The following is a 12,577-nucleotide window of genomic DNA, read 5'->3' on the forward strand; positions in this document are numbered from 1 at the left end:
CGTTAATCCACAACGCTTACGGCTAAACGTTCATGCACCGTGGCGATAAAGTCGGTCAGCGCCGGTTTCAGCGCCCCCTTTTTCCACGCCATCAGCAGCGCAATGGTTGGAACATCGCCAACAATAGGGCGAAAAACCACCTGCCCGGTATTAAAATTATTCATATAACCGGGTATCAAAGTCACCCCCAACCCCATGCTGACCAGGTTCATGGTCACCAGAATATTGGTCGCCACCTGCACGATATTGGGCTGGCTTTTTTGCTGCTGAAACCAGTTTTTGACAATCATCGCTAACGCGCCGGAATAGGCCGGATCGGTACTGACAAAATTGACGCCGTGCAGTTGCTGTGCCGATATCGATTTCTCATTAGCGAGTGGATGATTCACCGGTAATACCACCACCAGCGGCTCATGAATCAGCTCCAGATAATCCAGTTCCGGGCTGTAAACCGGATGACGCATTAAGCCAACGTCCAGCTCTCCGCGCAGGATCTTCTCCTCCTGCTCAGTGGTGATCAAACTGACCAGTTCAATATGCATATCCGGTTGTTTTAAACGAAACAAAGGCAGCACTTTGGGCAACAGATTTACCTCTGCGGAAGGGACAAAGCCGATGGCGAAATGGTTATCTTCCTGCACCGTTTTACGGGCGCGAACTTTGGCATTTTCCGCCTGCGCGAGGATAACCAACGCATCCTGTAAAAAACATTCACCTGCTGCCGTTAACGCAACTTTGCGCTTGTCCCGCACCAGCAAGGGAACCCCCACACAGGTCTCCAGATCGCGGATCTGACTGCTTAACGAGGGCTGAGAGGTATGCAGTTTTTCTGCCGCCCGGGTGAAATTCAGCGCCTGCGCCACCGCCACAAAATAGCGTAAGTGCCTCAGTTCCATGCCCTTCTCCTTGTTATCGAAAAAATGTCTCAACTGGTAGAAATTTACTATTTCACAGATTGATAACTAACCAGCAACATCCTTAGGGTACAAAAAAAGAAGGTCAATACATCTTAGCTTTCAGGATTAAAAAATATGACCATACCCTCAAATTTAGACATCTACCGACTGATCGACACGCAAAACGGTCGCGTAACCCCACGTATTTATACCGACCCTGAAATTTACCAACTGGAGCTGGAACGCATCTTCGGACGCTGCTGGCTGTTTCTCGCCCACGAAAGCCAAATCCCCAAACCGGGCGATTTCTTTAACACTTATATGGGCGAAGACGCCGTGGTGGTGGTGCGCCAGAAGGACGGCAGCATCAAAGCGTTTCTCAACCAGTGCCGCCACCGCGCGATGCGCGTGAGTTATGCCGACTGCGGTAACACCCGCGCCTTCACCTGCCCGTATCACGGCTGGTCATACGGCATTAACGGCGAGCTGATCGACGTGCCGCTGGAGCCGCGCGCCTACCCACAAGGGTTGTGCAAATCCCACTGGGGGCTGAACGAAGTGCCATGCGTCGAGAGCTACAAAGGGCTGATTTTCGGTAACTGGGATACCACCGCGCCGAATCTTCGCGATTATCTCGGCGACATCGCCTGGTATCTCGACGGCGTGCTGGATCGCCGTGAAGGCGGCACTGAAATCGTCGGCGGCGTACAGAAGTGGACCATCGACTGTAACTGGAAATTCCCCGCCGAACAGTTCGCCAGTGACCAGTATCACGCGTTGTTCAGCCACGCCTCTGCCGTACAGGTATTGGGCGCGAAAGACGACGGCAGCGACAAACGCCTGGGAGACGGTCAAACCGCCCGCCCGGTGTGGGAAACCGCCAAAGACGCGCTACAGTTCGGCCAGGATGGACACGGCAGCGGCTTCTTCTTTACCGAGAAACCGGACGCCAACGTCTGGGTCGACGGCGAAGTCTCCAGCTACTATCGCGATACCTATGAAGAGGCCGAGCGGCGTCTGGGTAAGGTACGCGCGCTGCGTCTCGCCGGTCACAACAATATTTTCCCCACGCTCTCCTGGCTGAACGGTACCGCCACGCTGCGCGTCTGGCATCCGCGCGGGCCGGACAAAGTCGAAGTATGGGCGTTCTGCATCGCCGATAAAGCCGCCTCTGATGACGTCAAAGCCGCTTTTGAAAACAGCGCCACCCGCGCCTTCGGCCCGGCGGGGTTCCTTGAGCAGGACGACTCGGAAAACTGGTGTGAGATTCAAAAACTGCTCAAAGGCCACCGGGCACGCAACACCAACCTGTGCCTGGAGATGGGGCTCGGCCAGGAAAAACGTCGTGAAGACGGCATTCCGGGGATCACTAACTACATCTTCTCGGAAACCGCCGCCCGCGGCATGTATCAGCGTTGGGCCGATTTATTAAGCAGCGAAAGCTGGCAGGAAGTGCAGGAAAAAACCGCCGCATACCAGCAGGAGGTGATGAAATGAGCGCGTTAGTCTCCCCTGAGCTGCATCACCGCATCAGCCAGTTTCTGTATGAAGAAGCGCGTCTGCTGGACGACTGGCAGTTCCGCGGCTGGCTGGCGCAACTGGATGACGACATTCGTTACACCATGCGCACCACGGTGAATGCCCAGACGCGCGACCGCCGTAAAGGCGTACAGCCGCCGACCACCTGGATTTTCAACGACAATAAAGACCAGCTTGAACGCCGCATCGCGCGGCTGGAAACCGGCATGGCCTGGGCCGAAGAGCCACCTTCCCGCACCCGCCACATGATCAGCAACCTGCAGGTGAGCGAAACCGACCAGCCGGACGTGTTCGCCGTGCGCCTGAACTATCTGCTGTACCGCGCACAAAAAGAGCGTGACGAGACGTTCTACGTCGGCACGCGCATGGATAAGGTCCGTCGTCTGCAGGGCGACGAATGGCGCTTACTGGAGCGTGAGATCGTGCTCGATCAGGCGGTGATCACCTCCCACAACCTGAGTGTACTGTTCTGATGAGCCGCATATTTGCCTGCTCCGCCACGGAGCTGCCGGAGGGGGAAGCCCTCCGGCTGGAAACCTCTCCCGTCATCGCGCTGTTTCACGTTGGCGGTGAGTTTTATGCCATTAACGATCGCTGTAGCCACGGTAACGCCTCGATGTCGGAGGGCTATCTGGAAGACGACGCCACGGTGGAGTGCCCGCTGCACGCCGCCAGCTTCTGCCTGAAAACCGGCAAAGCGTTGTGCCTGCCCGCCACCGATCCGCTCACCACCTATGCGGTGCATGTGGAAGGCGGCGAGGTGTTTATTGATTTACCCGAGGAGGCCAGATGAGCGATTTACGCGATAACGTTGTGTTTATTACTGGCGGCGGCTCCGGGCTGGGGCTGGCGCTGGTAGAACGCTTTATTGAAGAAGGTGCGAAAGTCGCCACGCTCGAGCTGTCCGCAGCGAAGATTGCCAGCCTGCGCCAGCGCTTTGGTGAACACGTACTGGCGGTGGAAGGCAACGTGACCTGCTATGCCGACTACCAGCGCGCGGTTGATCGGATCCTCACCACCTTCGGCAAGCTGGACTGTTTTATCGGCAACGCGGGTATATGGGATCACAACGCTTCGCTGGTCAATACGCCCGTCGAGGCGCTGGAAAGCGGCTTCCACGAGCTGTTTAACGTTAACGTGCTGGGCTATCTGCTGGGCGCCAAAGCCTGCGCCCAGGCATTAATCGCCAGCGAAGGCAGCATCATCTTTACCCTGTCTAACGCCGCATGGTATCCCGGCGGCGGCGGGCCCCTGTATACCGCCAGCAAGCACGCGGCCACCGGGTTGATTCGCCAACTGGCCTACGAACTCGCCCCCAAAGTGCGGGTGAACGGTGTCGGCCCGTGCGGCATGGCGACCGATCTGCGTGGCCCGCAGGCGCTGGGGCAAAACGACACCTCGATTATGCAGTCGCTAACACCGGAGAAAATCGCCGCCATTCTGCCGTTGCAGTTCTTCCCGGAACCGGCTGACTTCACCGGCCCGTACGTGATGCTGGCGTCACGCCGCAACAACCGTACGCTAAGCGGCGTGATGATCAACGCCGACGCCGGCCTGGGGATCCGTGGGATCCGCCACGTCGCGGCTGGTCTGGATCTGTAAGGAGTCATCATGAACGAACAGATTATTGCCATCATCGGCGGCGGCCAGGCGGGAGCGATGGCCGCCGCCGCGCTACGTCAGCAGGGGTTTAGCGGACCGTTACACCTCTTTTCTGACGAGGCTCACCTGGCCTACGAGCGCCCGCCGCTGTCAAAAGCGATGCTGCTGGACGATAACCCGCAGCTTCAGCCGGTTCTGCCCGCCAGCTGGTGGCAGGAACACAACGTGCAGTTGCATCTGGGCGTTACGCTACGCGAGATTGATCGCGCCTCGCGTACGTTAACGCTCGCCGATGGGCAAACCTACCGCTGGACTCAGTTGCTGCTGGCTACCGGGGCCGCCGCCAGACCGCTACCGCTGCTGGATGCGCTGGGCGAGCGCTGTTTTACCCTACGTCATGCGGGAGATGCCGAGCGTCTCCGGGCTGCGCTACAGCCAGGAAAATCGATCGTGATTGTCGGCGCGGGCACCATTGGCCTGGAGCTGGCGGCCAGCGCCATCCAGCGCGGCTGCCGGGTGACGGTAGTCGAACTGGCATCAACGGTGATGGGCCGCAATGCGCCTGCGCCGGTGCGCGACTATCTGTTAGCCCGCCATCAGCAGGCCGGGGTGAGAATGCTGCTCAATAGCGCCATTGAGCACGCTGAAGCGGGAGAATTTCTCACGCTCACGCTGCAAAACGGCGAATTACTGAAGGCCGATGCGGTGGTTTACGGCATCGGCATCGTGGCGAACGATACGCTGGCCCGCGACGCGGGGCTGGAAACGGCCAATGGTATTATTGTCGATAGCGCCTGCGCCACCTCCGACCCGGTCATTTTCGCCGCCGGTGATGTGGCGCTCACTCGCCAGCCGGACGGTTCGTTAAAGCGCATAGAAAGCTGGGAAAATGCCAACTGCCAGGCGCAAGTTGCCGCTGCTGCTATGCTCGGTTTACCCCTGCCAGAAGCCACGCCGGGCTGGTTCTGGACCGATCAATACAGTGATAACCTGCAATTTGTTGGTGAAATGCAGGGAGAAAGTTGGCTCGCACGTGGCGATCCTGATGCGCAGAAAGCAATATGGTTTAGTTTGCAGAATGACGTTATTGTCGGCGCAGTGACGTTGAACCAGGGCCGGGAAATGCGCTTATTGCGGAAATGGATTCAGGCTAAGAAAAAGCCGCCAGTGGCAGCTTTAGTCGATGAAACAATCTTGCTTAAGTCACTATAACTGGCGGATGTCTCTTCGTTTATCCGGCCTACAGGTAACTCACCTGTAGGCCGGATAAGGTCCAGCAATCAATATGACTTACGCGTAAACCGGGAAGCGTGCGCAGATATCCAGCACTTTACCTTTGATGCGCTCAATTACCGCTTCATCATTGATATTGTCCAGAACATCACACATCCAGCCAGCCAGCTCTTTCACTTCCGCTTCTTTAAAGCCACGGCGAGTGACAGCCGGAGAACCGATACGGATACCGGAAGTCACAAACGGGCTCTTCGGATCGTTCGGTACGCTGTTTTTGTTCACGGTGATGTTAGCACGACCCAGTGCAGCGTCAGCTTCTTTACCGGTCAGGTTTTTATCAACCAGATCCAGCAGGAACAGGTGGTTTTCAGTCCCACCGGAAACCACTTTGTAGCCGCGGTTCAGGAACACTTCCACCATCGCTTTGGCGTTTTTCGCAACCTGCTGCTGGTAAACTTTGAACTCTGGCTCCATCGCTTCTTTCAGCGCCACGGCTTTCGCCGCAATCACGTGCATCAGCGGGCCGCCCTGCGCGCTTGGGAACACGGCGGAGTTCAGTTTTTTGTACAGCTCTTCATCACCGCCTTTCGCCAGGATCAGGCCGCCGCGCGGACCCGCCAGGGTTTTGTGGGTGGTGGTGGTCACAACGTGAGCGTGCGGAACCGGGTTCGGGTAAACGCCGGCGGCAATCAGACCGGCAACGTGCGCCATGTCGACGAACAGGTATGCGCCGATGCTGTCGGCGATTTCACGCATTTTTGCCCAGTCAACCACGCCGGAGTAGGCAGAGAAGCCACCGATAATCATTTTCGGTTTGTGCTCTTTGGCCTGCTTAGCCATGTCTTCGTAGTCAATTTTACCGGACTCATCAATGCCGTAAGGAATGATGTTGTACAGTTTGCCGGAGAAGTTAACCGGGGAGCCGTGAGTCAGGTGGCCGCCCTGCGCCAGGTTCATACCCAGCACGGTATCGCCCGGCTGCAGCAGCGCGGTGTAGACAGCGAAGTTAGCCTGAGAGCCAGAGTGCGGCTGTACGTTAGCGTAGTCAGCGCCAAACAGCTCTTTAGCGCGATCGATAGCCAGTTGCTCAACGATATCAACGTACTCGCAACCGCCGTAGTAGCGCTTGCCCGGATAACCTTCAGCGTATTTGTTGGTCAGCTGAGAACCCTGCGCCTGCATTACACGCGGGCTGGTATAGTTTTCGGAGGCGATCAGTTCGATGTGCTCTTCCTGACGTACTTTTTCCTGCTCCATAGCCTGCCACAGTTCGGCATCATAATCGGCAATGTTCATTTCACGCTTTAACATCCGCATCTCCTGACTCAGCTAACAAGTAAATTTTGGCCTGAAAAGGCAGTCTTCCAGGACTTCGGCCAACAGTATAACCGAATCATTCTTCGATAACAGGTCTTGACAAAGGATTTTACGCAAACGATTACCTTCACGGCACACAAGGCTTTGGAGAACAAAGGTCTGCTGAATTTCAACGGATTTCTTTTCAGGTTTGTGATGCAGATTTTTCACGATGTAACCTTTACAACGCAAAGTTACAAAGAACCATTTACAATGCAGGGGTATTTTTTATAAGATGCATTTGACATACATCATTAAAGTTTCAGATAAAGGAAGACCGTATGCTTGACGCACAAACCATCGCTACAGTGAAAGCCACCATTCCCCTGCTGGTTGAAACAGGTCCGAAGCTGACCGCCCATTTCTACGATCGCATGTTTACGCATAACCCAGAGCTGAAAGAAATTTTCAACATGAGTAACCAGCGCAATGGCGACCAACGTGAAGCGCTGTTTAACGCCATTGCCGCGTATGCCAGCAACATCGACAACCTGCCAGCGCTGTTGCCAGCCGTTGAGAAAATCGCCCAGAAACATACCAGCTTCCAGATTAAACCAGAGCAGTACAACATCGTAGGAAGTCACCTGCTGGCCACGCTGGACGAAATGTTCAGCCCGGGCCAGGAAGTGCTGGATGCGTGGGGCAAAGCATACGGCGTGCTGGCGGGCGTGTTTATTAACCGTGAAGCGCAAATCTACAGCGAAAACGCCAGCAAAACCGGCGGTTGGGAAGGTACGCGTCCTTTCCGTATCGTGGCGAAAACGCCGCAAAGCCGCGCGATTACCAGCTTTGAGTTTGAACCCGTCGATGGCGGTGCAGTGGCGGAATACCATCCGGGTCAATACCTGGGCGTCTGGCTGAAGCCGGAAGGTTTCCCGCATCAGGAAATCCGTCAGTATTCGCTGACCCGTAAGCCAGATGGCAAAGGCTACCGTATTGCCGTGAAGCGCGAGGACGGTGGTCAGGTTTCAACCTGGCTACATAACCACGCCAATGTCGGTGATGTAGTTCACCTGGCCGCGCCAGCAGGGGATTTCTTTATGGACGTCGCGACCGATACGCCGGTGTCGCTGATTTCCGCAGGCGTGGGCCAAACGCCGATGCTGGCGATGCTGGATACGCTGGCGAAAGCTCATCATACGGCGCAGGTTAACTGGTTCCACGCGGCGGAAAATGGCGATGTACATGCTTTCGCCGATGAAGTAAAAGAACTCGGCAAAACGCTGCCACGCTTTAGCGCACATACCTGGTATCGTGAGCCAAACGAAGCCGATCGCGCGAAAGGTGCGTTTGATAGCATTGGTCTGATGGATCTGAACAAACTGGAAGGGGCAATCAGCGATCCGGCGATGCAGTTTTATCTGTGCGGCCCGGTCGGCTTTATGCAGTTCGCCGCGAAGCAACTGGTCGGTCTGGGCGTGAAAAACGAGAACATTCATTACGAATGCTTCGGCCCGCATAAAGTATTGTAATGTATTACGCGAGTAGGCCGGATAAGGCGTTTACGCCGACATCCGGCAATCACTCTGCCTGATGCGCTACGCTTATCAGGCCTACAAATTAACGGCGCGGCTTAGATTGCCGCGTCGTCTTCTTCACCGGTACGAATACGAATAACGCGCGCCACGTCGAAAACAAAAATCTTACCGTCACCGATTTTACCGGTCTGTGCGGTACGAATAATGGTGTCAACGCAGGTATCGACGATGTCGTCGGGAACCACAATTTCAATTTTTACCTTCGGCAGAAAATCCACCATGTATTCCGCACCACGGTATAACTCGGTATGGCCTTTCTGACGGCCAAACCCTTTCACTTCTGTCACAGTCATACCGGTAATGCCGACTTCAGCCAGCGCTTCACGGACGTCGTCCAGCTTGAAAGGTTTAATAATCGCATCAATCTTTTTCATGCTATTCCTTGAAAAGGTCGCCTGTCTTTTGATCGAATAAAGCTAACATAATCCGCAGATTTATTCTTTGAAATCGTTTGCATCCAGCTCATGGCGAGAAAGCAACTTGTAGAACTCGGTGCGATTGCGCCCCGCCATTCGCGCCGCGTGGGTCACATTGCCTTTTGTGATTTGCAATAGTTTGCGCAGGTAGTTAAGTTCAAACTGATTGCGCGCTTCAACAAAAGTCGGCAGCGCGGTGTTCTCCCCTTCCAGGGCCTGCTCCACCAGCGCATCGCTGATAACCGGCGAAGAGGTCAAGGCCACGCACTGCTCAATCACGTTGACCAACTGGCGTACGTTGCCCGGCCAACTGGCGGTCATCAAACGCTTCATGGCATCGGTCGAGAAGGCACGCACGAAGGGTTTGTGCCGTTCAGCAGACTGTCGCAGCAGGTGGTTTGCCAGCAGCGGAATATCTTCCGTACGCTCGGCAAGCGCTGGGATCTTCAGACTAACCACGTTGAGGCGATAGTACAAATCTTCACGGAACTCGCCCCGCGCCATCGCTTTAGGCAGGTCGCGGTGGGTAGCCGATATAATGCGCACATCAATGTCTATATCGCGGTTACTGCCCAGCGGCCTGACCTTGCGTTCCTGTAAAACGCGCAACAATTTGACCTGTAACGGCGCGGGCATATCGCCAATCTCATCAAGGAACAGCGTCCCGCCTTCCGCCGCCTGAAACAGGCCCTCGCGATTGCTTACCGCACCGGTAAAGGCGCCGCGCGCATGACCAAACAGTTCGGATTCCAGCAGCTGTTCCGGTAACGCGCCGCAGTTAATAGCAATGAATGGCTTGTGGCTGCGCGGGCTGGCGTTATGAATCGCCTGGGCAAACACCTCTTTCCCGGTTCCGCTTTGACCGTTAATCAATACGCTCACATCCGATTGCGCTACCATCCGCGCCTGTTCTAACAGACGCAGCATCAGCGGGCTGCGGGTGACGATAGACTCACGCCAGCTGTCATCAGTGGCTGGCGCAGACTGTTCCAATGCGCCATCAATCGCGTGGTATAACGCGTCTTTATCAACCGGCTTGGTGAGAAAACTGAATACCCCTTGCTGCGTCGCGGCAACGGCGTCAGGGATGGAACCGTGAGCAGTGAGGATGATAACCGGCATTCCAGGTTGTACTTTCTGGATTTCAGTAAACAGCTGCATGCCGTCCATTTCATCCATACGCAGATCGCTGATAACCAGATCCACTTTTTCGCGGTTCAGCACCCGTAACCCTTCCTGCCCACTTTCGGCGGTTACGACGCTGTAACCTTCGCTGGTCAGTCGCATACCGAGCAATTTCAACAGGCCCGGATCGTCATCCACCAGCAGCAGATGTGCGGGCTTACGGCTTATCATGGTGTGACCTCATCGGCAGATGGCGCAGTGCCATCCTCGTTATCAGGCGTGGTGAGTTTATCATTCCCGTGCGGCGCGTCAGGATTGTAGCTGCCGGCAGGTTTGCGCGTGGAAAGCTGACGTTCTATATCGGTCAGATTCTCCAGCTTACGGGTTGTGAGATCGAGCTGGGACTGCAAATGCTGCTGCTGTTGACGCAGCGTGTCCAGATCGCTGTCCGATGTTTGCTGGAGTTTACTGTAGCGCATACGCTCTTCGGCAAGCTGCAGTTGTAGCGTTTGGCTGCTGAGCCAGACCTGATACAGCGGTCTGACTTGCGGCGGAATTTGCGGACTTAATGCCTCGAGGCGCGTAACAGCCTCCCGCCTTTCAGGTGGCGTAATGTTAGCGTTATCAAGCAGAATCCCGCGTCTGAAAGCCCCCTGCCAGGTATCTGGCATCATCATACTGGCTTCACTGCGCGCCTGTACCGGCATCAGGCGATTGGCGCAATCCATAGCCCGCAGCCAGTACAGTGGGTTTGTCTCTGTAGGCTGGCTCGTCAGGGACCAGATATCCGTACACTCGGTTGCAAGATAGTCCGCCAGTTGGTAAGGCGGAATTTTCTCCTGAGAGGGGTCGCCAGTAACATGATTCACCGCGTTCGGCACGCACCCGGCCAGCGCCAGACACGGCAGGCTCATAAGCAAGACTCGACGGAAAAAATGTCGTTTAAGCATTCGGAAAACAACGTGTGGCATACTCACCAGACTTAGGTTTATTTTAGTGATTTTTTGCAGCAGATAGGGGCAATTCTATGCGAAAACAAACGCTTTGCGCATGGTCATCAACCAGATACAGTTTGCCTCGCATACGGCGGATGCAATCTCTGGCAATGCTCAGCCCCAACCCGCTTCCTTTTACCGCCCCTTTTCGCTGATGGCTACCCTGGAAAAAAGGCTCGAAGATCATGGTCTGTTCTGCTTCTGGAATCGGTGTGCCTGTATTCGTTATATCGATGTATACCGTTGAGCCATGCAAACTGCTGCGAATCCAAATGTTACCGGATTCAGCGCCATAGTGCACCGCATTGGAATAAAGATTGTCCAGCACGCTCATCAACAGCATCGGTTCCGCCAGGCAGGTGTTCGCCTCAAGCGCTACCTCAGTATGTATCATTTTGCCGCGAGCAGGCAGGCTATGTGCAGAAACAACGCTTTCAACCAGCGGCGCGATGTCCACACTCTCAAGCTCAACCTCGTCATCCGCCAGTTTGCGGTTGTAATCAAGAAGCTGCTCAATCAGCTTTTGCAGGTTACGGCTGCTGTCATCCAGAATACCGACCACCTCTTTTTGCTCCGGCGTAAGCGGTCCAACGACCTGATCGGCCAGCAACTCCGTCCCTTCGCGCATGCTCGCCAGCGGCGTTTTCAGCTCATGGGAAAGATGACGTAAAAACTGATGCCGTTGCGACTCAAGCCAGGAAAGACGTTCGCTCAACCAGATAATGCGCTGACCGACAGACCTCAGCTCACGCGGCCCGGTAAATAATACGCTGTCGCCCAGCGAGCGCCCTTCCCCCAGCCGATTGATCATCCTTTCTATGCCCTTCACCGGGCCGATAATCATACGAGTGAACAGCAGTACCATCGCCAGGCTGACGAGAAACAGCACCAGCGCCTGCCAGCCGAAGAACTGCCCACGTTCGGCAATTTCCTGCTGTAGCTGCTGGCCACGAGAAAAGACCACGGTGCGCGTCGCCTGTACCATCTCGGTATTGGCATTCGCAAACGCTTCCAGCCGGGCTGCCGCTACGCTATCTGGACCGCTGTTATTGCACTGTAATTGCGCGAGGTCGTTGAGATCCTGACGTAACGCCTGATAAAGCTTGGTATCCGGCAACACGCCCGCATGCGCATCCAGCATGTCGCTATAGCGCTTACGCTGACTCTGGTAGACCTTTGCCAACGTTGAGTCATCAAGCACACAATACTGCCGGTAGCTACGCTCCATCTCCAGCGCGGCGTTGGTCATCGCCTCACTGCGTCTGGCGTCAATCAGCGTGGTGCGGTTGGTCAGCGCCGCCTGCGCGCTCAAGGCATTCAGGCTTTGCCACGCCTGCCAGGCCAGAACTAACAACGGCAGCAGAATCAGCAAGAATGCCAACATAACCAATTGACGTAAAGATCGGGGGAAAACTGACCAGCGCTTCAAGGCGTTACTCTCAATGGACAGGAATAGCTTGATGCTAACTGAGGGGAACGCCAGATACAACAAAGCCGGGATTAACCCGGCTTTGTTGTGGAATAAGGCGGTGCCTAACTCGACGTTTCGCCCGGAGGTTGATATGAGCCATGCTAATATCAGATGTTGGACGGCAGGCACCTTGTTGTGCGTCATTCGAAGTTTATGTAGCGCTTCCCGAAGGGGCTGACATAAGAAGGTGAATGAGCCACTGGTTAATATTATGCAGCATCTGTGCCAATATTCAAAACACTTTGTTAACACAATGATAGATATGAAGAATATCGTTGTTCATGCAAAAAATAGTTCTGCCGGTTTTTTGCACTTTCTGTCGCCAATCAGCAACAGCTGTAGCACTTAAAAACAAAACCATTATAAATCATATAATTAAATGTCTCTTTTTGACGACATCATCACC

General features: G+C 55.1%; 12 protein-coding genes. 6 read left to right on the forward strand and 6 right to left on the reverse strand.

Features of this window, described 5'->3' with window-relative positions:
* Positions 1–2 precede the first annotated feature (2 nt).
* The gene (gene hcaR / locus FOB24_RS18775; protein WP_150345313.1) at positions 3–896 is read right to left on the reverse strand and encodes a DNA-binding transcriptional regulator HcaR; all 894 of its coding nucleotides are present in this window, start codon (positions 894–896) and stop codon (positions 3–5) included.
* A 135-nt stretch (positions 897–1,031) separates the two neighbouring features.
* On the opposite strand from hcaR, the gene hcaE reads away from it, so the two are divergent.
* The 5 genes from hcaE to hcaD are packed head-to-tail and all read left to right on the forward strand — an operon-like array spanning position 1,032 to position 5,249.
* Positions 1,032–2,393 (forward strand): 3-phenylpropionate/cinnamic acid dioxygenase subunit alpha, encoded by a 1,362-nt coding sequence (gene hcaE, locus FOB24_RS18780; protein WP_137350954.1) that lies wholly within the window; start codon positions 1,032–1,034, stop codon positions 2,391–2,393.
* On the forward strand, positions 2,390–2,908 hold the full coding sequence (hcaF, locus tag FOB24_RS18785) for a 3-phenylpropionate/cinnamic acid dioxygenase subunit beta (protein ID WP_150345314.1): 519 nt from the start codon (positions 2,390–2,392) through the stop codon (positions 2,906–2,908). Before hcaE ends, hcaF begins: the two co-directional genes overlap by 4 nt.
* Positions 2,908–3,228 carry a 3-phenylpropionate/cinnamic acid dioxygenase ferredoxin subunit gene (gene hcaC, locus FOB24_RS18790; protein WP_038642667.1) on the forward strand — a complete coding sequence of 107 codons (321 nt, stop codon included), beginning with the start codon at positions 2,908–2,910 and terminating at the stop codon, positions 3,226–3,228. The genes hcaF and hcaC overlap by 1 nt, the downstream gene beginning before the upstream one ends.
* The gene (hcaB, locus tag FOB24_RS18795) at positions 3,225–4,037 is read left to right on the forward strand and encodes a 3-phenylpropionate-dihydrodiol/cinnamic acid-dihydrodiol dehydrogenase (RefSeq protein ID WP_150345315.1); all 813 of its coding nucleotides are present in this window, start codon (positions 3,225–3,227) and stop codon (positions 4,035–4,037) included. The genes hcaC and hcaB overlap by 4 nt, the downstream gene beginning before the upstream one ends.
* 9 nt (positions 4,038–4,046) lie before the next feature.
* On the forward strand, positions 4,047–5,249 hold the full coding sequence (gene hcaD, locus FOB24_RS18800) for a phenylpropionate dioxygenase ferredoxin reductase subunit (RefSeq protein ID WP_150345316.1): 1,203 nt from the start codon (positions 4,047–4,049) through the stop codon (positions 5,247–5,249).
* A gap of 78 nt (positions 5,250–5,327) precedes the next feature.
* Here the strand turns inward: hcaD and glyA are convergent, their stop codons facing one another.
* Positions 5,328–6,581: a serine hydroxymethyltransferase gene (gene glyA / locus FOB24_RS18805; RefSeq protein ID WP_032939458.1), complete on the reverse strand. Its 1,254-nt coding sequence runs from the start codon at positions 6,579–6,581 to the stop codon at positions 5,328–5,330.
* Between the two features lie 326 nt (positions 6,582–6,907).
* On the opposite strand from glyA, the gene hmpA reads away from it, so the two are divergent.
* The gene (gene hmpA / locus FOB24_RS18810) at positions 6,908–8,098 is read left to right on the forward strand and encodes an NO-inducible flavohemoprotein (protein WP_069324438.1); all 1,191 of its coding nucleotides are present in this window, start codon (positions 6,908–6,910) and stop codon (positions 8,096–8,098) included.
* Positions 8,099–8,199: 101 nt separating this feature from the next.
* Here hmpA and glnB read toward each other — a convergent pair whose 3' ends face one another.
* Genes glnB through qseE form a run of 4 tightly spaced genes read right to left on the reverse strand, consistent with a single transcriptional unit; the run spans position 8,200 to position 12,129 of the window.
* Complete coding sequence (gene glnB / locus FOB24_RS18815; protein WP_000717694.1) at positions 8,200–8,538, reverse strand: nitrogen regulatory protein P-II; 339 nt, start codon at positions 8,536–8,538, stop codon at positions 8,200–8,202.
* Between the two features lie 60 nt (positions 8,539–8,598).
* Positions 8,599–9,933, reverse strand: a complete 1,335-nt coding sequence (glrR, locus tag FOB24_RS18820) for a two-component system response regulator GlrR (RefSeq protein WP_304441077.1) — start codon at positions 9,931–9,933, stop codon at positions 8,599–8,601.
* Positions 9,933–10,676 carry a two-component system QseEF-associated lipoprotein QseG gene (qseG, locus tag FOB24_RS18825; RefSeq protein WP_038642680.1) on the reverse strand — a complete coding sequence of 248 codons (744 nt, stop codon included), beginning with the start codon at positions 10,674–10,676 and terminating at the stop codon, positions 9,933–9,935. Before qseG ends, glrR begins: the two co-directional genes overlap by 1 nt.
* A 22-nt stretch (positions 10,677–10,698) precedes the next feature.
* On the reverse strand, positions 10,699–12,129 hold the full coding sequence (gene qseE / locus FOB24_RS18830; RefSeq protein WP_123261017.1) for a two component system sensor histidine kinase QseE/GlrK: 1,431 nt from the start codon (positions 12,127–12,129) through the stop codon (positions 10,699–10,701).
* Positions 12,130–12,577 lie beyond the last annotated feature (448 nt).

Origin of the sequence: Citrobacter werkmanii (genome assembly GCF_008693645.1) — a bacterium.
Taxonomy (GTDB): Bacteria; Pseudomonadota; Gammaproteobacteria; order Enterobacterales; family Enterobacteriaceae; genus Citrobacter; species Citrobacter werkmanii.

Bases quoted from the DNA above. Each gene is read 5' to 3' on its own strand.
- hcaR (WP_150345313.1), bottom strand. From the start codon at position 896: ATGGAACTGAGGCACTTACGCTATTTTGTGGCGGTGGCGCAGGCGCTG.
- hcaE (WP_137350954.1), top strand. From the start codon at position 1,032: ATGACCATACCCTCAAATTTAGACATCTACCGACTGATCGACACGCAA.
- hcaF (WP_150345314.1), top strand. From the start codon at position 2,390: ATGAGCGCGTTAGTCTCCCCTGAGCTGCATCACCGCATCAGCCAGTTT.
- hcaC (WP_038642667.1), top strand. From the start codon at position 2,908: ATGAGCCGCATATTTGCCTGCTCCGCCACGGAGCTGCCGGAGGGGGAA.
- hcaB (WP_150345315.1), top strand. From the start codon at position 3,225: ATGAGCGATTTACGCGATAACGTTGTGTTTATTACTGGCGGCGGCTCC.
- hcaD (WP_150345316.1), top strand. From the start codon at position 4,047: ATGAACGAACAGATTATTGCCATCATCGGCGGCGGCCAGGCGGGAGCG.
- glyA (WP_032939458.1), bottom strand. From the start codon at position 6,581: ATGTTAAAGCGTGAAATGAACATTGCCGATTATGATGCCGAACTGTGG.
- hmpA (WP_069324438.1), top strand. From the start codon at position 6,908: ATGCTTGACGCACAAACCATCGCTACAGTGAAAGCCACCATTCCCCTG.
- glnB (WP_000717694.1), bottom strand. From the start codon at position 8,538: ATGAAAAAGATTGATGCGATTATTAAACCTTTCAAGCTGGACGACGTC.
- qseG (WP_038642680.1), bottom strand. From the start codon at position 10,676: ATGCCACACGTTGTTTTCCGAATGCTTAAACGACATTTTTTCCGTCGA.